The sequence below is a fragment of the Streptomyces angustmyceticus genome (assembly GCF_019933235.1).
In the GTDB taxonomy this organism is placed as follows: domain Bacteria; phylum Actinomycetota; class Actinomycetes; order Streptomycetales; family Streptomycetaceae; genus Streptomyces; species Streptomyces angustmyceticus.
In genome coordinates this window covers 3,333,045-3,351,901 of record NZ_CP082945.1, presented here as the reverse complement: position 1 = coordinate 3,351,901, position 18,857 = coordinate 3,333,045, and the positions used below count along the sequence as shown (strand labels likewise).

Annotated in this window: 18 protein-coding genes; 8 read left to right on the top strand and 10 right to left on the bottom strand. The window is 74.5% G+C overall.

The genetic code is table 11. The features are described 5' to 3' along the window. Positions 1–36 precede the first annotated feature (36 nt). Both K7396_RS14960 and K7396_RS14955 read left to right on the top strand, forming a co-directional pair. The gene (locus tag K7396_RS14960) at positions 37–1,212 is read left to right on the top strand and encodes a hypothetical protein (RefSeq protein WP_152104727.1); all 1,176 of its coding nucleotides are present in this window, start codon (positions 37–39) and stop codon (positions 1,210–1,212) included. Between the two features lie 59 nt (positions 1,213–1,271). Further along, positions 1,272–1,919 (top strand): HAD family hydrolase, encoded by a 648-nt coding sequence (locus K7396_RS14955; protein ID WP_086721097.1) that lies wholly within the window; start codon positions 1,272–1,274, stop codon positions 1,917–1,919. On the opposite strand, the gene K7396_RS14950 is transcribed toward K7396_RS14955, so the two are convergent. Beyond that, the gene (locus K7396_RS14950; protein ID WP_086721098.1) at positions 1,874–2,080 is read right to left on the bottom strand and encodes a hypothetical protein; all 207 of its coding nucleotides are present in this window, start codon (positions 2,078–2,080) and stop codon (positions 1,874–1,876) included. The genes K7396_RS14955 and K7396_RS14950 overlap by 46 nt on opposite strands. Before the next feature lie 291 nt (positions 2,081–2,371). On the opposite strand from K7396_RS14950, the gene K7396_RS35810 reads away from it, so the two are divergent. Then, positions 2,372–2,755, top strand: coding sequence for a cold-shock protein (locus K7396_RS35810; protein ID WP_018089689.1), 384 nt, complete (start codon positions 2,372–2,374; stop codon positions 2,753–2,755). 49 nt (positions 2,756–2,804) lie between these two features. Here the strand turns inward: K7396_RS35810 and K7396_RS14940 are convergent, their stop codons facing one another. The 4 genes from K7396_RS14940 to K7396_RS14925 form a co-directional block, all read right to left on the bottom strand. After that, complete coding sequence (locus K7396_RS14940; RefSeq protein ID WP_086721091.1) at positions 2,805–3,656, bottom strand: 1,4-dihydroxy-6-naphthoate synthase; 852 nt, start codon at positions 3,654–3,656, stop codon at positions 2,805–2,807. 10 nt (positions 3,657–3,666) lie between these two features. Then, positions 3,667–4,419: a futalosine hydrolase gene (locus K7396_RS14935; RefSeq protein ID WP_086721092.1), complete on the bottom strand. Its 753-nt coding sequence runs from the start codon at positions 4,417–4,419 to the stop codon at positions 3,667–3,669. A gap of 23 nt (positions 4,420–4,442) precedes the next feature. Then, positions 4,443–4,946 carry a hypothetical protein gene (locus tag K7396_RS14930; protein WP_086721093.1) on the bottom strand — a complete coding sequence of 168 codons (504 nt, stop codon included), beginning with the start codon at positions 4,944–4,946 and terminating at the stop codon, positions 4,443–4,445. 70 nt (positions 4,947–5,016) lie between these two features. Further along, positions 5,017–6,405: an MFS transporter gene (locus K7396_RS14925; RefSeq protein ID WP_086721094.1), complete on the bottom strand. Its 1,389-nt coding sequence runs from the start codon at positions 6,403–6,405 to the stop codon at positions 5,017–5,019. A 430-nt stretch (positions 6,406–6,835) separates the two neighbouring features. On the opposite strand from K7396_RS14925, the gene K7396_RS14920 reads away from it, so the two are divergent. The 3 genes from K7396_RS14920 to K7396_RS14910 all read left to right on the top strand — a co-directional run bounded on the left by K7396_RS14920 (position 6,836) and on the right by K7396_RS14910 (position 13,049). Continuing rightward, on the top strand, positions 6,836–7,741 hold the full coding sequence (locus K7396_RS14920) for a DUF3027 domain-containing protein (protein WP_152104726.1): 906 nt from the start codon (positions 6,836–6,838) through the stop codon (positions 7,739–7,741). Between the two features lie 344 nt (positions 7,742–8,085). After that, the gene (locus K7396_RS14915) at positions 8,086–11,355 is read left to right on the top strand and encodes a sacsin N-terminal ATP-binding-like domain-containing protein (RefSeq protein ID WP_223659972.1); all 3,270 of its coding nucleotides are present in this window, start codon (positions 8,086–8,088) and stop codon (positions 11,353–11,355) included. A gap of 161 nt (positions 11,356–11,516) precedes the next feature. After that, entirely contained in the window at positions 11,517–13,049 is a 1,533-nt protein-coding gene (locus tag K7396_RS14910; RefSeq protein WP_086721812.1) for an FAD-dependent monooxygenase, read from the top strand. Here K7396_RS14910 and K7396_RS14905 read toward each other — a convergent pair. The 4 genes from K7396_RS14905 to K7396_RS14890 all read right to left on the bottom strand — a co-directional run bounded on the left by K7396_RS14905 (position 13,027) and on the right by K7396_RS14890 (position 16,290). Further along, positions 13,027–13,212 carry a hypothetical protein gene (locus K7396_RS14905; RefSeq protein ID WP_086721813.1) on the bottom strand — a complete coding sequence of 62 codons (186 nt, stop codon included), beginning with the start codon at positions 13,210–13,212 and terminating at the stop codon, positions 13,027–13,029. The genes K7396_RS14910 and K7396_RS14905 overlap by 23 nt on opposite strands. 82 nt (positions 13,213–13,294) lie before the next feature. Next, positions 13,295–13,489, bottom strand: coding sequence for a hypothetical protein (locus tag K7396_RS14900; RefSeq protein ID WP_086721814.1), 195 nt, complete (start codon positions 13,487–13,489; stop codon positions 13,295–13,297). Between the two features lie 45 nt (positions 13,490–13,534). Next, on the bottom strand, positions 13,535–15,949 hold the full coding sequence (locus tag K7396_RS14895; protein WP_086721815.1) for an HAD-IC family P-type ATPase: 2,415 nt from the start codon (positions 15,947–15,949) through the stop codon (positions 13,535–13,537). Positions 15,950–16,017: 68 nt separating this feature from the next. Then, the gene (locus tag K7396_RS14890; protein ID WP_086721816.1) at positions 16,018–16,290 is read right to left on the bottom strand and encodes a DUF2530 domain-containing protein; all 273 of its coding nucleotides are present in this window, start codon (positions 16,288–16,290) and stop codon (positions 16,018–16,020) included. A gap of 291 nt (positions 16,291–16,581) precedes the next feature. Between K7396_RS14890 and K7396_RS14885 the strand changes: the two genes are divergently transcribed. Continuing rightward, complete coding sequence (locus tag K7396_RS14885; RefSeq protein ID WP_086721485.1) at positions 16,582–18,054, top strand: NCS2 family permease; 1,473 nt, start codon at positions 16,582–16,584, stop codon at positions 18,052–18,054. On the opposite strand, the gene K7396_RS14880 is transcribed toward K7396_RS14885, so the two are convergent. Continuing rightward, positions 18,047–18,238 carry a ribbon-helix-helix protein, CopG family gene (locus K7396_RS14880; protein ID WP_086721487.1) on the bottom strand — a complete coding sequence of 64 codons (192 nt, stop codon included), beginning with the start codon at positions 18,236–18,238 and terminating at the stop codon, positions 18,047–18,049. The genes K7396_RS14885 and K7396_RS14880 overlap by 8 nt on opposite strands. A gap of 130 nt (positions 18,239–18,368) precedes the next feature. Between K7396_RS14880 and K7396_RS14875 the strand changes: the two genes are divergently transcribed. Then, on the top strand, positions 18,369–18,833 hold the full coding sequence (locus K7396_RS14875) for a MarR family winged helix-turn-helix transcriptional regulator (RefSeq protein WP_086721484.1): 465 nt from the start codon (positions 18,369–18,371) through the stop codon (positions 18,831–18,833). The last annotated feature ends 24 nt before the right edge of the window (positions 18,834–18,857 follow it).

Sequence of the window (18,857 nt, the reverse complement as noted above, 5' to 3'; positions counted from 1 at the left end):
TCGGGGCAGCAACCAGCGGACGCCGCAGGGGATTTCGTGGGGATCGAGAGCGATCAGCTCGTCTATGACTATCTGAGCCGGGTCGGCGACCTGGCCCAGCAGCGCGGACTGCCCGCCGCCACCCGGATGCGGCTGGTCACCGGGCTCCGGGCGGAGATAGACGGACAGCAGGCCGATTCGGTGTCCGGGGTGAAGCGGGTCCTGGCACGGCTGGGGACGCCGGAGGCGGTGGTCGCGGCCGCGGGCAGCGCGGACGACCGGATGCCGGGCGCGTCCTGGGGCGGCCCGGCGCGACGGCCGGAGACCGGGAGCACGCCGGGCGCCGGGCCCTCGGTACCGCTCGGCCCGGCCCCCGCGCAGCCGCCGGAGCCGCTACGCCCGTGGACGTCCGCCGCGCGCGACAAGCTCACCGGGCTGGCCCGGCGCGGCATGGCGTCCGCGCAGGGCAAGGACGCCCCGCCCGGCAAGGACTCCCGGGGCGCGGTGCCCGCCCCGCGCGGCGGCGGGCCGGAGTCCGCGCCGTCCGTCGGGCTGCCGCCGCACCTGGCCGGCGCGGACGAGCTGGGCGACGGCGACGCGCCCGACTGGTGGCGGGTCGAGCCGGCGCCGTTCGGGCCGGGCGAGACCGTGCCGGGGTTCGTCGGCGGAATCGAGATCCCGGAGATGTGGGACCGGCCGGAGAACGACCCGCTCTCGCTGAAGAAGGACGGCGCCGAGGCGGACGGGGCGCAGGACGCCGGCGAGGACGGCGCGGCCCCCGCCGGGCGCCGGCTGCCGCGGCTGGTCCGCCGGGTGCTCGGGCGGCGGCGCGGGGCCGCGGCCGGTGCGGCGCCCGCGGCCGACGCCGGGGAGACCGTGGTGGTGCCCGCGCGGGCGCCGCTCAGCCCGGTGCTGACGCTGGCCGTCCTGCTGCTGGTGGCCGGTGCGGCGCTGGGGTCGTGGCTCGCGCTGGCGGGCGGCTGGGGCCTCGCCTACGTCTCCCGGCGGCTGACCCGGACCGAGGCCAAGATCGCGGCGCTCGGGGTGCCGGGCACCGTCGTCGGCGGTCTGGTGGTGTGGCTGTGGGGCCGCTTCGACGGGCGCTGGGGCGAGCCGATCGCGCAGGGGCGCCTGGGGCAGGAGATGCTCGACGGGCTGCCGGGGGTGGTGCGGGTGGCGGCCATCGCCTCGGCGCTGTTCCTGGTGTGGCGGATGCGGCGGGTGCCGCGGTGAGGAGGCCGGGCCAGGGGCCTCCTGCCGCCGGCGGGGCCGCCGCGGGCACAATGGCGGGCATGGCTGCGCACCCCCTCACGGTCGGCTTCGACCTCGACATGACCCTGATCGACTCCCGTCCGGGCATCAAGGCCGCGTACCAGGAGCTGTCGGCCAGGACCGGCACCTTCGTCGACGCCGACCTCGCGGTGAGCCGGCTGGGGCCCCCGCTGGAGGAGGAGGTCCGCCGCTGGTTCCCCGAGGAGCGGGTGGCGGAGATCGCCGAGCTCTACCGCGCCCTCTACCCGGAGTACGCGATCGCCGCGTCGCCCGCCCTGCCCGGCGCCCGCGAGGCCCTGGACGCGGTGCACGCGGCGGGCGGCCGGGCCGTCGTGGTGACGGCGAAGTACCAGCCCAGCGCCGAACTGCACCTGGCGCACCTCGGCCTCGACGCGGACGCCCTCGTCGGCTCGCTGTGGGCCGAGGCCAAGGCCGAGGCGCTGCGCGAACACCGGGCGGGGGTCTACGTCGGCGATCACACCGGCGACGTCGCGGGGGCGCGCGCCGCCGGCGCGCTGTCCGTCGCGGTCGCCACCGGCCCGTGCGACGCCGCGCAGCTGCGCGAGGCCGGCGCCGATGTGGTGCTCGCCGGCCTGGCGGAGTTCCCGGCCTGGCTGGCGCGCTATGTGGCGGAGGGCGCCGACGGGGGCGACGACGCCGCTGCCTGACGGCGCCCGGCGCGGGCGGAACGGATCACTCCGGTCGCCGCGACGAGAAAGCCGAGGCCCATCAGCATGCACAGCCAGTAGAAGACGGACGGCAGCGGCTCGGTCCCGAGGAACAGCGGCGCCACCGTGGCGAGAGTGGCCGCTGCGCCAACTAGGAACATGATCGCGCCGATTCGGACCAGCAGATCCCCGGCCTGGGGCGTTTCGTCAGACACCTGACCAGGGTAAGTCGGGGCCAGAAGCACCGAGGATCCACCCGGCGGCGTCTTGTCACCGGCCGGGGGACCATTAGCCTTGGTGACGGCGGGTCCTGCGGCCCGCTGCACTGCTGTCCAGCCCCTCTCCCGCTCCCGTTCTCCACGGGCGGGGGACGCTCACCCCGCAGTATCCGCAGGAGACCCGGCCCCAGATTTCAACGTTTCTTTCCAACGAGTACGAGGACGAGGACAGACGTGCCTACCGGCAAGGTCAAGTGGTTCAACAGTGAGAAGGGCTTCGGCTTTCTCTCCCGCGATGACGGCGGTGACGTCTTCGTGCACTCGTCGGTGCTGCCCGACGGCGTGGCCGCACTCAAGCCTGGCCAGCGCGTCGAATTCGGCGTCGTCGCGGGCCAGCGCGGCGATCAGGCGCTGACCGTGACGCTCCTCGACCCCGCACCCTCGGTGGCCGCGGCGCAGCGCCGCAAGCCCGATGAACTCGCCTCCATCGTCCAGGACCTGACCACCCTCCTGGAGAACGTCACCCAGCAACTGGAGCGCGGCCGCTACCCCGACAAGGTGCACGGCGCGAAGATCGCCGGCATGCTGCGCGCCGTCGCCGACCAACTGGACGTCTGAGCAGCCCGGCGGGCCGGCGGCGCCGCCGCGCCGTCAGCCGCCGCGTCTCTCACACGAAGCGCAGCGCATCACGGCCGAGGGGCGGAACGAGCCCCTCGGCCGCGGCGCGGGTGAGCAGCCCGCGCACCGCGGCATAGCCGTCCTCGCCGAGGTCGGCGGTGAACTCGTTGACGTACAGCCCGATGTGCTGGTCGGCGACCTTCGGGTCCATCTCCTGGGCGTGCTCCAGGACGTACGGCCGGGACGCCTCCGGGTCGTCCCAGGCCATCAGCACCGAGCTGCGGATCGCCGCCGCCAGCTCGCGCAGCGCCGGCTCGCCCAGCGACCGCTTGGCGATGATCGCGCCGAGCGGGATCGGCAGGCCGGTGGTCAGCTCCCAGTGCTCGCCCATGTCGGCCAGGCAGAACAGCCCGTAGTCCTGGTAGGTGAAGCGCGCCTCGTGGATGACCAGGCCCGCGTCGACCTTGCCGTCGCGCACGGCCGGCATGATCTCGTGGAACGGCAGCACCACGATCTCCCCGACCCCGCCCGGCACCTCGGCCGCCGCCCACAGCCGGAACAGCAGATACGCGGTGGACCGCTCGCTGGGCACCGCGACCGTCCGGCCCGCCAGATCCGCCGCCGCGCCCTCCTCCCGGGTCAGCACCAGCGGCCCGCAGCCCCGCCCCAGCGCCCCGCCGCAGGGCAGCAGCGCGTAGTCGTCGAGCACCCACGGCAGCACCGCGTACGACACCTTCAGCACATCGAACTCACCGCGTTCGGCCATGCCGTTGGTGACGTCGATGTCGGCGAAGGTGACCGCCAGCTCCGGCGCGTCCGGGACGCGGCCGTGCGCCAGCGCGTCGAAGACGAAGGTGTCGTTCGGGCACGGCGAGTACGCGATGTCCAGCGGCCGGGTCACGGGGTCCTCCTCAGGAGCGGTGAAGATCCGGAGCCGGTCCGGTGGCGGCCGTCAGGGCTCCGGGAAGCGTACGGAAGGCGCCGGTCAGGGCGGTGAGCGCGGCACCGATGCGCCAGGCGCCGCGGTCGCGGGGGCCGACGGCGTTGGAGACCGTACGGACCTCCAGCACCGGCACCCCGTGTGCGGCGGCCGCCTCGGCGACCCCGAAGCCCTCCATCGCCTCGGCCAGCACCCCCGGGTGACGCTCCGCCAGCTCGGCGGCGCGGGCCGCGCTGCCGGTGACCGTGGAGACCGTCACGACGGTGCCGGCCGCCGCACCGGCCGCCGCGGCGACGGCCTCGACCAGCGCGGGGTCGGGGCGGTGCGCCACCGTCCCGAAGCCGAGGTCGGTGACCGGGGCGAAGCCGTCGGGGGTCTCGGCGCCCAGATCGGCCGCGACGATCGCGTCCGCGACCACCACGGAGCCCAGCGGGGCGCCGGGCGGCGAGCCCTCGGGCCCGGGGACGAAGCCGCCGCCGATCCCGGCCGAGACGACCAGGCCGTACGGCGCTCCGGCGAGCGCGGCGGCGGTCAGCGCGGTGGCCGCGCCGGCGGCCGCGGCGGCCGGGCCGACACCGGCGGCCAGGACATCGCACGCCACCGGTCCGCCCGCCGCGCGCAGCAGCGCGTACCCGCCGGGCAGCGCCACCTCGTCGCAGGGGCCCGCCGCGGCTGCCACCGCGTCGCGCTCGGCGGTCACCGCCGTGACGACCAGAACCCGCATCGAACGGCCCGCCGTCCCGGTCCTCAGTCCTTCTGCTTCAGCGTGAAGTGCCACATGGTCTTGGGACCGCCGCCCCCGCCCAGCTCCGCGACCTGGAGGGTGACGTCCTTGGAGTAGGAGGTCTGGCCGGTCTGCGGGTTCTGCTGCATGAACAGGGTGTCCGCGTCGAAGCTGCGGTACGTCTGCTTGCTGGGCTCGCGCATCACGGGGCCGGCGCCGATGACGATCCAGCCGGACTTGGCGACCGACGGGTCGACGCCGACGCGGACCTGCTCACCGGGGTGGACGGTGATCGTCTTGCCGCCCTTCTTGGTGATGCAGGCGGTGACGGCCTTCTTGGACAGGGCCTTGCCGTCGCCGTCGCAGCCGGGGGTGGCCTCGGCCTGCACCGTCGTCGAACCGACGGTCACGGTCGCGAGCGACGTCGGCTTCTCGCAGGCGGAGAGGGTGAGGAGGCCCAGGGAGACGGCACCGATGGCGGCAGCGGCACGGCGGCCCTTGCCCCAGGAGATCAACGCAGCGGTCATACGGGCAGGCTATCGGGCGCTCCGGCTCGCGCCACGCCCGGGTACGGCGTGCCGCGCCGCCCGTCGGCCCTCAGGCCACCCGGGGGGCCGCCGTACCGCCCCGCCGGGCCGCGCTCAGCAGTCCCCGCACGGCCAGCACCACGCCCAGGGCCACCAGCGCCGCGGCCACCGCCATGCCCACCGTGCCGATCAGCGGCAGCGAGATCCCGATCGCGCCGCCCACCACCCACGACATCTGCAGCGCCGTCTCGGACCGGGCGAACGCGGACGTGCGCACCTCCTCCGGCACATCGCGCTGGATCATCGCGTCCAGCGACAGCTTCGCCAGCGCCTGGCACAGCCCCGCGGTGGCCGCCGCCGCGGGTACCACGACCACCGCCAGTACCGGGTAGAAGACCGCCGCGAGCACCGTCGCGCACAGCGCCAGCCCCAGCACCGCCGCGATGATCGGCTCGGGACCGCGGGCCTTCAGCCAGGCACCGACCGCCGTGCCCAGCGCGTTGCCGGTACCGGCCGCCACCACCACCAGTCCCAGCGAGGCCGCCGCGCCCAGCCCGCCCAGCGGATGCTCGCGCAGCATGAACGCGAGGAAGAACGTCAGGAACCCGGAGAGCGCCCGCAGCGCGGCGTTGGCCTGCAGGCCGTGCAGCACCGACGGGCCGACCGTCCGCAGCCCCGGCTTCCGCTTCCCGCCCGCCGACCGCCCCGACGCCGCCCGGGACGTCAGCCGGGCCCGGGTCTCGCCCTTCGCCGAGTCGACCTTGTGCGGCAGCGAGAACGACAGGAACGTCCCGGCGGCGAACACCGCACACGCCCCGTACAGCGGCCAGCCCGGCCCCAGCAGTTGCAGCCCGGCCCCCATCGGCGCCGCCGCACCGGTCGCCAGCAGCCCCGCGAGCGTCACCCGCGAATTGGCCTTGACCAGCGAGATCCGCGGCGGCAGCAGCCGCGGCACCACCGCGCTGCGGACCACGCCGTACGCCTTCGACGCCACCAGCACCCCCAGCGCCGCCGGATACAGCGGCAGCCCCCCGGTCGCCACCGCGCCCGACATCGTCAGCGCCAGCAGCGCCCGCGCCAGCATCGAGCCCGCCATCGCCGCCCGGCGGCCGTGCGGCACCCGGTCCAGCAGCGGCCCCACCACCGGCGCGAGCAGGGCGAACGGCGCCATCGTCACCGCCAGATACAGCGCCACCCGGCCCCGCGCCTGATCCGTCGGCACCGCGAAGAACACCGTCGAGGCCAGCGCGACCGTGATCATCACGTCGCCCGCGGAGTTCACCGCGTGCAGTTCGATCAGCTTGCCCAGGCCCGACTCGCCCGCGCCGTGCGCATGCGTGGCGCGCCGCAGCCCCCGCGCCGCGCCGGTGAACGGTCTGCGCAGCGCGCGACCGACAGCCCGGCCCGCCCGGCGGGCCCGGTTGTCCCCATACCCGCCGCGCGCCGTGGCGCGCGGCACCCGTGACGACGCCCCCGGGGTCCGGGACACCTTCGACACCTTCGACGCCCTTGCGGCAGCCACCTGGTCATAGTGCCCCAACTCGCCCAGCAGAGGGCACTTTCTCGACGCTGCCGCGCGAGGCGCACCGGCCCGCGGTCGCCGCCGCTGACATTTGCCCTCCCACCGAGGGGTCGTACACCGTTGAAGGGGTAGCGTGTGTAGCGCGCCACCGGCGGTCGTTCTTGGCCGCGTGCCTCCGCGCGATCCCGCAGAATGGGACGTAAGAGGTGCGCTCGACCGGAACGACCGGGCGCGGACGTCGACGCGGTCCCCTGGTCCGCTCCGCCCGCCCCGGTACCGCCGGTCGTCCGGACAGGACAAGGACAGCTCCGGCTGGCGCACTCGTGAGACGGCGTAGAAGAGAGAATCGATTCTTGTGAGTGCTGCGATGCGAAGCCGTACCCCTGACCGCCTGTGCGCCGCGGCGGTCGACCTGGCCAGGGAGGCGGCCGAGGAGGCCGCACTGCCCGGCACGGTCGGCGAGCACATCGACGCCGTCGCCGACGGAGACCGCGTCGTCACCCACCTCTTCGCCTGCAACGAACCCGGCTACCGGGGCTGGCGCTGGGCCGTGACCGTCGCCAGGGCCTCCCGCGCCAAGGTCGTCACCCTCGACGAGACCGTCCTGCTGCCCGGCCCCGACGCGCTGCTCGCACCGGAGTGGGTGCCCTGGAGCGAGCGGCTGCGCCCCGGCGACATGGGCCCCGGCGACCTGCTGCCCACCGAGGCCGACGACCTGCGCCTGGAGCCCGGCTTCACCGGCGACGACGCCCCGCCGCCGAACTCCCCCGTCGCCGAGGGCATGGCCGCCGAGGTGGCCGACTCCGAGGAAGCGGACGTCGTCCCCGGCTCGCCCGCGATCCAGCCCGCCCCGCGGCGCGGCAGCATCGCGGCCGTCGCCGAGGAACTGGGCATGCGCCGCGCCCGGGTGCTCTCCCGCTACGGCCTGCACTCCGCCGCCGACCGCTGGGAAGAAGCCTTCGGCGCCAAGACCCCCATGGCCCAGGCGGCCCCCGCCACCTGCGTCTCCTGCGGCTTCCTCACCCCGCTCCCCGGCTCCCTGGGCCAGGCCTTCGGCGTCTGCGCCAACGAGTTCGCCCCGGCGGACGGGCGGGTCGTCTCCCTCTCGTACGGGTGCGGGGCGCACTCCGAGGCCGCCGTCATGCCGAAGCCGCCCCGGCCGGCGGAGCCGGTCGTCGACGAGACGGTGGTGGAGCCGTTGTCGTTGCGGCCCGAGCGGGACGGGGGCTCGGTCGAGGAGACCGGGCCGGCCGAGGAGCTCGGCCACAGCTAGGCGCGCCGGCGCGCTGGGCCTTCGCCCCACGTTGTTTTCTGCGGCGCCGTTTCGCCTCCGGCGGGGGTGGGGTTGTTTGGGCGGGGGCCGCTTCTGCTGCGTGGTGGGTGCCGGTGGTGGGCCTCCGGGGGTGGGTGTTCGGACGTAAAGCGAAGCAGTCCGCACACCCACCCCGGAGGCCCCGAACCCGGCACCCACCGCTCAGCCGGGACCCCACCCCCCAGACCCACCCCGCCGAAGGCGGGACACCCACCCCGCCGAAGGCGGGAACAGACACGGCGGGGCACTCGCAATCGTGGGGAGATACCGTCGGCCCACCGACACACGCTTGAGGGAGACGGACAGTGATCGCTACGTCGTGGGTGCGAGGCGCCGCCGGAGACCCGTTCGGGACGGCCCGGCTGCGGCGTGGCGTGCTGGATGCCTGGGCCGCGTCGCCGGCGCGGTTCCGGGAGGACGCCAACGCCGAGGAGGACCTGGCGCTCGGCGGCTACCGCGACCGGCTCGCCGTGGAGCTGGCGCAGAACGCGGCCGACGCGGCGGCCCGCGCCGGCGTGCCGGGCCGGCTGCGGCTGACGCTGCACGCGGCCGACGGCGACGCCCCCGCCGTGCTCGTCGCGTCCAACACGGGCGCCCCGCTGGACGCCACCGGCGTCGAGTCGCTGTCGACGCTGCGCGCCTCCGCGAAGCGGGAGGCCAGCGTGTCGGCCGGCGCGGTCGGCCGGTTCGGCGTGGGCTTCGCCGCGGTGCTGTCGGTGAGCGACGAGCCGGCGCTGGTGGGCCGTACCGGCGGGGTGCGCTGGTCGCTGGCCGAGGCGCGGGCGATGGCGGAGGAGGTCGCGGCGCACAGCCCGGGTCTGGGCGGGGAGTTGCGCCGGCGCGACGGCCACGTACCGCTGCTGCGGCTGCCGCTGCCCGCGGAGGGCCGGGCCCCCGAGGGGTACGACACCGCCGTCGTGCTGCCGCTGCGGGACGTCGCGGCGCAGGATCTCGCCGAGCGGCTGCTGGACGCGGTCGACGCGGCGCTGCTGCTGACCCTGCCGGGGCTGGCCGAGGTCGTGATCGAGACCCCGGAGCACGTACGGGAGTTGCGGCGGAGCCAGGACGGCCCCTACGTCCTGATCGAGGACAGCGAGCGCGGCGCCGCCCGGTGGCGGGTGGCGGGCGACGGCGGTCCGCTGGACCCGGCGCTGCTGGCGGACCGGCCCGTCGAGGAGCGGCTGCGGCCGGCCTGGTCGGTGACCTGGGCGGTGCCGGTGGACGACGAGGGCGCACCGGCGCGGCCGGGCACCGCGGCGGTGGTGCACGCGCCGACGCCGACGGACGAGCCGCTGGGGCTGCCCGCGCTGCTGATCGCCTCGTTCCCGCTGGAGCCGACCCGGCGGCATGTCGCGCCGGGCCCGCTGACGGACTTCCTGGTGGCCCGCGCGGCCGCGGTCTACACGACGCTGCTGGGCGACTGGCAGCCGGTGTCGGTCGGCACCCTCGACCTGGTGCCGGGGCCGCTGGGCAAGGGCGGCCTGGATGGTGAGCTGCGCCGGCAGGTGCTGGAGCTGCTGCCGCGGGTGCGGTTCCTGCCGAGCGCGGGCGCGCCCGGCGGCCGGCCCGCCGAGCCGGAGGTGCCGGCGGCCGGTGAGTGGGACGAGGGCGACGCCGGTGTGGACCGCTTCGTGCTGCGCCCGGTGGACGCCGAGTTGGTGGAGGGCGCGGGCGCGGCGACGGTCGGGGTGCTGGCCGAACTCTTCCCGAGCCTGCTGCCGGCCGGTCTCGAACGCCGCCAGGAGCTGCGGGCGCTGGGCGTGGCCCGGGTGGGGCTGGGGGAGATGGTCGACCGGCTGGCGGGCGTCGAGCGCACGCCAGGCTGGTGGTGGCGGCTCTATGACGCGCTGGCGGGCACCGACCCGGACCGGCTGAGCGGCCTGCCGGTGCCGCTGGCGGGCACGGCGGGCCAGGGGCCCGGCGGCAGCGGCGTACGGACCACGATCGGGCCGCGCCAGGTGCTGCTGCCGCTGCCCGGGTCCGACGAGGACGCGGCGGCCCGGCACCGTACGCTCGCCCGGCTGGGTCTGAAGGTCGCCCACCCCGACGCGGTGCACCCGCTGCTGGAGAAGCTGGGCGCCACCCCGGCCCAGCCCCGTGCCGTCCTGACCACGCCGCAGGTGCGCGCGGCCGTCGCGAACTCGCTCGACGCGGACGAGGACGCCTACGACGTCTTCGCCGACGAGACCGAGGGCGGCGCGGGCGCCCCGCTCGGCACCGAGGAGCTGGCCGAGGCGGTCCTCGGGCTGGTCAGGGACGCCGGCCTCGCGCCGGGCGACGAGCCGTGGCTCGGGGCGCTGGCCCTGCCCGACGAGGACGGCGAGCCGGTGCCCGCCGGCGAGCTGGTGTACCCGGGCAGCGCCTTCGAGCGGGTCATCCGGGAGGGTGAAATCCCCTCCTGCGACGCCGAGTTGGCCGAACGCTGGGGCGAGCAGCCGCTGACGGCCGTGGGCGTGCTGGCCGACTTCGCCCTCGTCCGGGCCACCGACGTCGTCCTCGACCCGGACGAAATGGAGCCGCGCGACGGGGACTTCGCCGAGCCGGACGACGTCGGGCTGCTGGACGCGGTCGACGTCTGGTGCGAGGACATCCTCGACGCCCTGCCGGAGACCCCCGTACCGCCGGTGGTCACCGAACTCGTGGCGGTGCGCGACCTCGACCTGGTCGACGACGACGCCTGGCCCGAGGTGCTGGCCATGCTCTCCCGTCCGCCGCTGCGCGACGCGCTGACCGCGCCGGTCCGCGTCCTGCTCCCCGACGGCACCACCGAGTCCGTCCGCCCGTACACCGCCTGGTGGCTGCGCGGGCACCCGGTGCTCGACGGCCGCCGGCCCGCCGGCCTGCGCTCGGCGGGCGGCGATCCGCTGCTGGCCGGGCTGTACGAGTCCGCGGACGCGGGCGAGGTCGACGCGCAGGTGCTGCGCGCGCTCGGCGTCCGCACGTCCGTCGCCGCGCTCCTGGACGAGCCGGGCGGCGCCGCGGAGCTGCTGTCCCGGCTCGCCGACCCCGGACTGCCGGTGGGGGCCGCACAACTCCACGCGGTCTACGGCCTGCTGGCCGACCTCGACCCCGACCAGGTGACGCTGCCCGACGAACTGCGGGTCGTGCGCGACGAGGAGGTCCGGGTGGTGGACGCGGCCGACGCGGTGGTCGCCGACGCCCCGGACCTGGTGCCGCTGGCGTCCGGCCGCGCGCTGCTGCCGGTGCGCCCGGCCCGCGCCGCCGAACTGGCGGAGCTGCTGCAGGTCCCGCGCCTGAGCGAGGAGATCGGCGCCGAGGTCCGCTCCGAGGGCGTACGCCACGAGGTGCCCGAGGCCGTCCGCGTCCTGCTCGGCGCCGCCACCCCCGAGGCGTACGTCGAGCACGAGGAACTCCTCGTCGACGGCCCCGGCGGCCCCGCCGAACTGGACTGGCGCCGGACCCCGGACGGCACCGTGCACGCCGCGACCCTGGAGGGCGTGGCCGCGGGCCTCGCCTGGTCCGCCCGCCAGTGGCCCCGCCGCTTCGAACTCGCCGCCCTCCTGGAGGACCCGGAACGGGGGGACGAGCTGGCGCGGGCGCGCTGGTTCGACTGACGGCGGGCGGCAAGGGCGCTGCCCAGGGGCACCGGGGGTTCCGTTCCGGTGCGTTTCGTGCCCCTCGGGCGCCTCGTATATGACGTACCGGCACGCCTCGCTGCGAGGCGTGCCGCCCCTCCTGTGCCGGGGGGCGGCCTGACGACGTCAAGGAACCTGTGATGAGCCTGCCCGCAATCGCCACCACGGACGTTCTGATCGCCGGAGCCGGGCCCACCGGCCTCGTGCTCGCCTGCGACCTCGCCCGGCGCGGGATCGCCTGCCGCGTCGTGGAGAGGGAGAGCCGCGGCTTTCCCGGCTCACGCGGCTCCGGCCTCCAGCCGCGCAGCCTGGAGGTCTTCGACGACCTGGGCGTCATCGACGCGATACGCGCGGCAGGCGGCCCCGTCCAGCGCCTCCAGAGCTGGGACGGCACCACCCGTGTCGCCGAGTGGGACACGGTCGAGCCCTCCGAGCCCTCGCCCCACGTCCCGTACGGCGAGATGTGGATGCTCCCGCAGTGGCGCACCGTCGAGATCCTCCGGGCGCGCCTCGAAGAGCTGGGCGGCAGCGTCGAGTTCGGCTGCGAGCTGACCGGCTTCGCGCAGGACGCGGACGGGGTGACGGCGCGGCTGCGCGGGCCGGACGGCACCGGGTCGGCCGTACGGGCCGGCTATCTGGTCGCGGCCGACGGCGGACGCAGCACGGTCCGCAAGGCCCTCGGGGTGGGCTTCCCCGTCACCGATATCGTCACCGACCCGACGCTGATCGCGGACGTTCGCGTGGACGGATTCGACCGCGCGCACTGGCACGTGTGGCCCACCGCGCCGGGCGGGCGCGTCGCGCTCCGCCCGCTCGAAGGGGCGGACCTCTTCCAGCTGCTCGCCCACTTCGGCGGCGCGGGCCCGGACTTCACGCCCGACGCCACGCCCGAGGCCGTCCGGCAGCTGCTCGTGGAGCGCACCGGCCACGAGGACGTGCGGGTGCACGAGGTGCGGTGGTCCTCGGTGCTGCGCATCAAGGCCGGGGCCGCCGACCGTTTCCGCGTCGGCCGCGTCCTGCTCGCGGGCGATGCCGCGCACATCCACTCCCCTACGGGCGGCCAGGGCCTCAACACCAGCATCCAGGACGCGTACAACCTCGGCTGGAAGCTCGGCGCCGCGCTGCGCGGTGCCCCCGACGCGCTCCTCGACACCTACGAGGCCGAGCGGCGGCCGGTCGCGCGGCAGGTGCTGGCCCTCACCACCCAGGTCTTCGAGCGGGACCGGGTGGACACCGACCGCGGCTTCTCCCGACGCGGCGCCGAGACCCTCCAACTGGGCCTCGGCTACCGCGCGAGCCCTCTGACCCGCGAGTGCCGCGAGGGCCTGGCCGACGACGCACTGCGCGCCGGAGACCGCGCCCCCGACGCCCCCTGCGGGCCCGTCCGTCTCTTCGACCTCTTCCGCGGCCCGCACGCCACGCTCCTCGCCTTCGGCGGGACCGGCGCCCCGGCCTCCGAGCGCTACCGGCTGGTCCGGGTCGGCCGCCCCGGCGAGCAGGCCGACGTCATCGACGTGGACGGGCACGCACACAAGGCGTACGGGGACCGGGGACTCTTTCTCGTACGGCCCGACGGATATCTGGCGCTCGCGACCCAGGACCCGGCGGACCTGGCGTCGTACGAGGCCCGCACGACGCGGACGGCGGTGGTCAGTTCGAGCGGAACCTCTTGACCAGGCTCCAGATGACGACGATCGCGGAGAGCGCGAGGAGCGGCCACACCCACCAGTCGAGGGTGCCGTCGCCGGTGCTGCCGTAGTGGTTGCCGGTGTAGTGGTGGTAGTGGCGGTGCGAGCTCGCCAGCACCTGGTGGGCCAGGTCCCCGTGGAATGTCATGGGGCCGGAGCGTAGTACGGGGGCAGCGTCCGGGGTATCGGCCGGGCAGGTTCTCTTCGTGTCACCGCGCCGCCCGGCAGGCTCACCCGGCCCGCAGTCGCTTGACGAAGAACCAGCCGACGCCGAGGACGACGCCGAGCGGGATCATCCACCAGGAGCCGAGGGAGACGCCGGAGGAGTGCGAGCCGTAATGGCCGTAGTGGCTCGTGTAGTGGCTGGTGTGGTGGTGGGAGCGCGCCAGGATCTCGACGGCGCGGGAGGCCGGGGGGAAGGTCATGGGCACGGACTCTAGGGGAGTCGGGGCGGTGCCCTCGGCCGGGGGTCAGGCCGGGAAGCGCCGGGACACCAGGCGCCAGGTGAGTTCCAGGAGCACGGCCGCCACGACCGCGATGGCGACGGCCGTCCACGGCATGGTCGTCCCGACCAGGCGCAGGTCGAAGAACGTCTGCAGCCAAGGGGTGGCGAGGACGGCGACGAAGGCCACGCCCATGGCCAGGACCAGGGCGATCCGCCACCAGGTGTAGGGGCGGGCGATGATCGCCAGGACCCACATGGCGGTGAGGAACAGCGTCAGGGTGGCCGCGCTGGTCTCGGCGGGCAGGGCGCCGGGGCCGCTGTAGTAGCCGCGGGCGAGCAGGTAGGTGGTGAAGGCGGCCAGGCCCGTGATCAGGCCGGAGGGCACCGCGTAGCGCATCACCCGGCGGACGAAGTGCGGCCGGGCGCGCTCCCTGTTGGGGGCCAGGGCGAGGAAGAACGCGGGGATGCCGATGGTCAGGGTGGACAGCAGGGTCAGGTGCCGCGGCAGGTACGGGTAGGGGATCTGGCAGCAGGCCACCAGGATCGCCAGCAGCACGGAGTAGACGGTCTTGGTGAGGAAGAGGGTGGCGACGCGGGTGATGTTGCCGATGACCCGGCGGCCCTCGGCGACCACCGACGGCAGCGCCGCGAAGCTGTTGTCGAGCAGGACGATCTGGGCGACGGCGCGGGTCGCCTCGGAACCGGCGCCCATCGCGACGCCGATGTCGGCGTCCTTGAGGGCGAGGACGTCGTTGACGCCGTCGCCGGTCATCGCGACGGTGTGACCGCGCGACTGCAGGGCCGCGACCATCTCGCGCTTCTGCCGCGGGGTGACCCGGCCGAAGACCGCGGCCCGTTCGACCACGCCCGCGCCCGCGTCCCGCTCGCCGGGCAGGTCGCGCGCGTCCACCGGGGCGTCGGCGCCGGGCAGTCCCAGCTTGCCGGCCACCGCGCCCACCGACACCGCGTTGTCGCCGGAGATCACCTTGGCCCGGACGCCCTGCTCCGCGAAGTAGCGCAGGGTGTCGGGGGCGTCCGGGCGCAGCCGCTGCTCCAGGACGACCAGGGCCGCGGGCCGTACGCCGCGGGCGACCTCGGGGTCGTCCAGCTCCCGTGCGGCGCGGGCCAGCAGCAGGACGCGCAGGCCCTGGGCGTTGAGGCCGTCGGTCTCCGCGAGGCGGGGGTCGCCGGGCGGCAGCAGCACGTCCGGGGCGCCGAGCAGCCAGGTGCTGCGCGCACCGTCCGGGCCGTCGAGGGCGGCGCCGCTGTATTTACGGGCGGAGGAGAACGGCAGGGACCGGGCGCAGCGCCAGCCGCCGTCCGCCGGATACGCCTCGATGATCGCCCGGAGAGAGGCGTTGGGCCGCGGGTCGCTCGCCCCGAGCGCGCCCAGCACCTGCGCGATCCGGGCCTGGTCGCCGTCGAGGGACCGCAGGGCGTTGACGTCCATCCCGCCCTCGGTGAGCGTGCCGGTCTTGTCCAGGCACACCACATCGACCCGGGCCAGCCCCTCGATCGCGGGCAGCTCCTGGACCAGGCACTTCTTGCGGCCGAGCCGGACGACGCCGATCGCGAAGGCGACGGAGGTCAGCAGCACCAGGCCCTCGGGGATCATCGGCACGATGCCGGCGACCATCCGGCGGATGGCCTCGTCGCCCGGCAGGCCGAGGGTGAGCAGATGGCTCAGGACGAGACCGATCGCGGTCGGGATCATCATCCAGGTCACGTACTTGAGGATCCGGCTGATGCCGCTGCGCAGCTCGGAGTGGACCAGGGTGAAGCGGCTGGCCTCCTCGGCGAGCTGGGCCGCGTACGCCTGCCGGCCGACCTTGGTGGCGGTGAAGGCGCCGCCGCCCGCGACGACGAAGCTGCCGGACATCGCCACGTCGCCGGGCTTCTTGAGGACCGGGTCGGCCTCGCCGGTCAGCAGCGACTCGTCGACCTCCAGGCCGGCGCTCTCCAGCACCTCGCCGTCGACGATGACCTTGTCGCCGGGCCCGAGCTCGATGACGTCGTCGAGGACCACGGCGGAGGTGGGGATCTCGGCGGCGGCCCCGTCGCGCCGGACGGTCGGCCGGGCCTCGCCGATGACCGCCAGGCTGTCCAGGGTCCGCTTGGCGCGCAGCTCCTGGACGATGCCGATGCCGGTGTTGGCGACGATGACGAAGCCGAACAGGCCGTCCTGGATCGGGCCGACGATCAGGATGATCACGAAGAGCACGCCGATGATCGCGTTGAAGCGGGTGAAGACGTTGGCGCGGACGATCTCGGCGGCCGAGCGGGAGGACCGTACGGGGACGTCGTTGACCTCGCCCCGGGCGACCCGCTCCGCGACCTCGGCGGCGGTCAGTCCGGGGCCGGCCGGCTCCCGGGCGGCCCGTGGGGCCGGCTCGCGGCCCGGCCCGGCGTGCCCGGTCCCGGCCCTCGCCCGCTCCGTCATGCCCTCGACGTTACGGGCGGACGGCGCACTTCACTCGCTGGACGGCCGGCGGGCGGGGAGGCGGGGTCTCAGGCGTGGTCGGCGGGCCGCTCGGACGCGGCCGCGTCGCGCTTGATCGCGGCGTCCCGCGCCCGTACGTACCAGATGCCCACCAGCCCGAGGCCGCCGCCGGCCAGGCAGGTCCACACCCACCAGGCGTGGCCGCGGTCGGCGAACCAGCCGTAGAAGGGGAGCTGGCCGAGGAAGAGCACGAACCAGATGATGGTGCCGCCGGTGACCGTGCCGACGACGGGACCTTCGAGAGGCGCCGGGGCCTCGCGCAGTTCGGACTTCTTCCACATGGTGGCCAGCTTACGGGGAGGGGGCGCGGGGGCCGCGGGTGGCCAGGGCCCGGGCGGGGGTGGCCGGGGGACGCGGCGGGGCGCCGCGAGGTGGACCGACCGGCCGTACGCCCCTTGTGTCTACGCGCGGAGATAGCGATCAGTGCTTTGTTTATTCATACTGAACCTTTCTGGAGACGGCTGGATTGGATCGTCTGTTCCTCCAACCTGATCCAGATGTTCCGCTTCTGTTTGTGTTCCGGGCCTCCGGCCCCCCACGCCTGTTCAGGCCCGTCCGACTGAGGTCCCCGCATGCCCCCCTCGGCCACCACGCCGGTCGACACCCTGGAGAACCCGGGGCCGAAGCCTCCCAAGAACGGCCTCGACCGTTTCTTCAAGATCTCCGAGCGGGGGTCGACCGTCGGCCGCGAGCTCCGCGGCGGTCTGGCGACGTTCTTCGCGATGGCCTACATCATCGTGCTGAACCCGATCATTCTCGGCGCCGGAGTGGACAAGTTCGGCCACCACCTCGACAACGCCCAGCTGGTCACCGCCACCGCGCTGATGGCCGGCCTGAGCACGGTGCTGATGGGCGTCGTCGGCAACGTCCCGATCGCCGTCGCCGCGGGCCTGGGCATCAACGCCGTGGTGTCCCTGCAGCTCGCGCCCAAGATGAGCTGGCCGGACGCGATGGGCATGGTCGTGCTCGCCGGTCTGGTCCTGATGGTCCTGGTCGCCTCGGGCCTGCGGCAGCGGGTGATGGACGCGATCCCCAACGGGCTGCGGCGGGCCATCGCCATCGGCATCGGCCTGTTCATCTCGCTGATCGGCCTGGTCGACGCCGGCTTCGTGACGCGCAACCCGGACGCCGCGCACACCACCGTGCCGATGAGCCTGGGCCAGGGCGGGCAGCTCAAGGGCTGGCCGGTGCTGGTCTTCGTCATCGGCCTGGCGCTGATGTTCGTGCTGATCGTGCGGAAGGTCAGGGGCGCGATCCTGATCGGGATGGTCTCGATGGCCGTCGTCGCGATCGTCATCAACGCCCTCGTCGAGATCCCGGACGCGGCCTGGGGCCTGGCGGTCCCGAACGTCCCGCACAAGATCGTCGACACCCCGGACTTCGGTCTGATCGGGCAGATCAGCCTCTTCGGCGGCTTCAAGGAAGTCGGCGTGCTGACCGGCTGCCTGTTCGTCTTCACCGTGCTGCTCTCCGGCTTCTTCGACGCGATGGGCACCATCATCGGCGTCGGCGAGGAGGCCGGGCTGCTGGACAACGAGACCGGCCAGCTGCCGAACATGGGCCGGATCCTCATGGTCGACGGCATCGCGGTCGCGGGCGGCGGCTTCGGCTCCGCCTCCGCCAACACCTGCTTCGTGGAGTCCACGGCCGGTGTCGGCGAGGGCGCCCGCACCGGGCTCGCGAACCTGATGACCGGCGGCCTCTTCCTGCTCGCGCTGGTCTTCACGCCGCTGGCGACCGTCGTCCCGTCGCAGGCCGCGACGCCCGCGCTGCTGGTCGTCGGCTTCCTGATCATGGCCTCGAACGTGCGGGACATCGACTGGGGCGACTTCACCATCGGCATCCCGGCGTTCTTGACGATGGTCTCGATGCCGTTCACCTACAGCATCACCAACGGCATCGGCATCGGCGTCCTGGCCTTCATCCTGCTGCGCGCGGCGACCGGCCGGATCAAGGAGGTCCCCTGGCTGCTGAGCGCGGTCGGCTTCTGCTTCCTGGTCTACTTCCTGCTGGACCCGATCGAGCAGGCGCTGGGGGTCAAGTAGCTGGCCAGCGGATCCCCAGCTTCTCCGTCTCGTCGACGGAGGACTGGAACCGCTCGTCGAAGTCCTCGCGGATGAGCGTCCGGACCACATAGTCCTGGACGCTCATTCCGCGTTTTGCGGCGTGCTGCCGGATGCGCTCCAGCAACTCCCCGTCCACGCGCAGGCTGAGCACTCGCGATCCCATGCGGACACGGTCGCGTCCGTACACGGTCAGGCGCGTCACTTTCCGCCGCGTCCTCACTCATATGGGTGATACCCGACGGGCGGCACCCCTTGGCTTTCCTTAGAAAGGGTAATGAGTTATGCTAAAGACCATGCCGGAACTGTCCCGCCCCCTGCCCGAAGGCGGGGAGGCGCCCCCAGACGACGCGGCCGCGGTGAACGCTCTGCGGTCCGCCGTGATGCGCCTGTCGCGCCGACTCAAGCACCAGCGGGTCGACGAATCGCTGAGCCCCACCGAGATGTCGGTGCTCGGCACCCTGTTCCGCTGCGGCAGTGCCACCCCCGGCGAGCTGGCCCGCAAGGAGCACGTGCAGCCGCCGTCGATGACCCGCATCGTGGCCATGCTGGAGGCCAAGGGTCTGGTCCGGCTCGAACCGCACCCCGACGACCGCCGTCAGAAGGTCGTCACGCAGACCGAACAGGCCGAGGCGATGCTCGAGGAGAGCCGCCGCAAGCGCAACGCCTGGCTCGCCGAGCTGGCCTCCGGGCTGGACGAGGACGAGTGGGCGAAGGTGCGGGCCGCCGCGCCCGTGCTGGAGAAGCTCGCACAGTTGTAGAACCCGAGGCCGAGGAGGCGAACC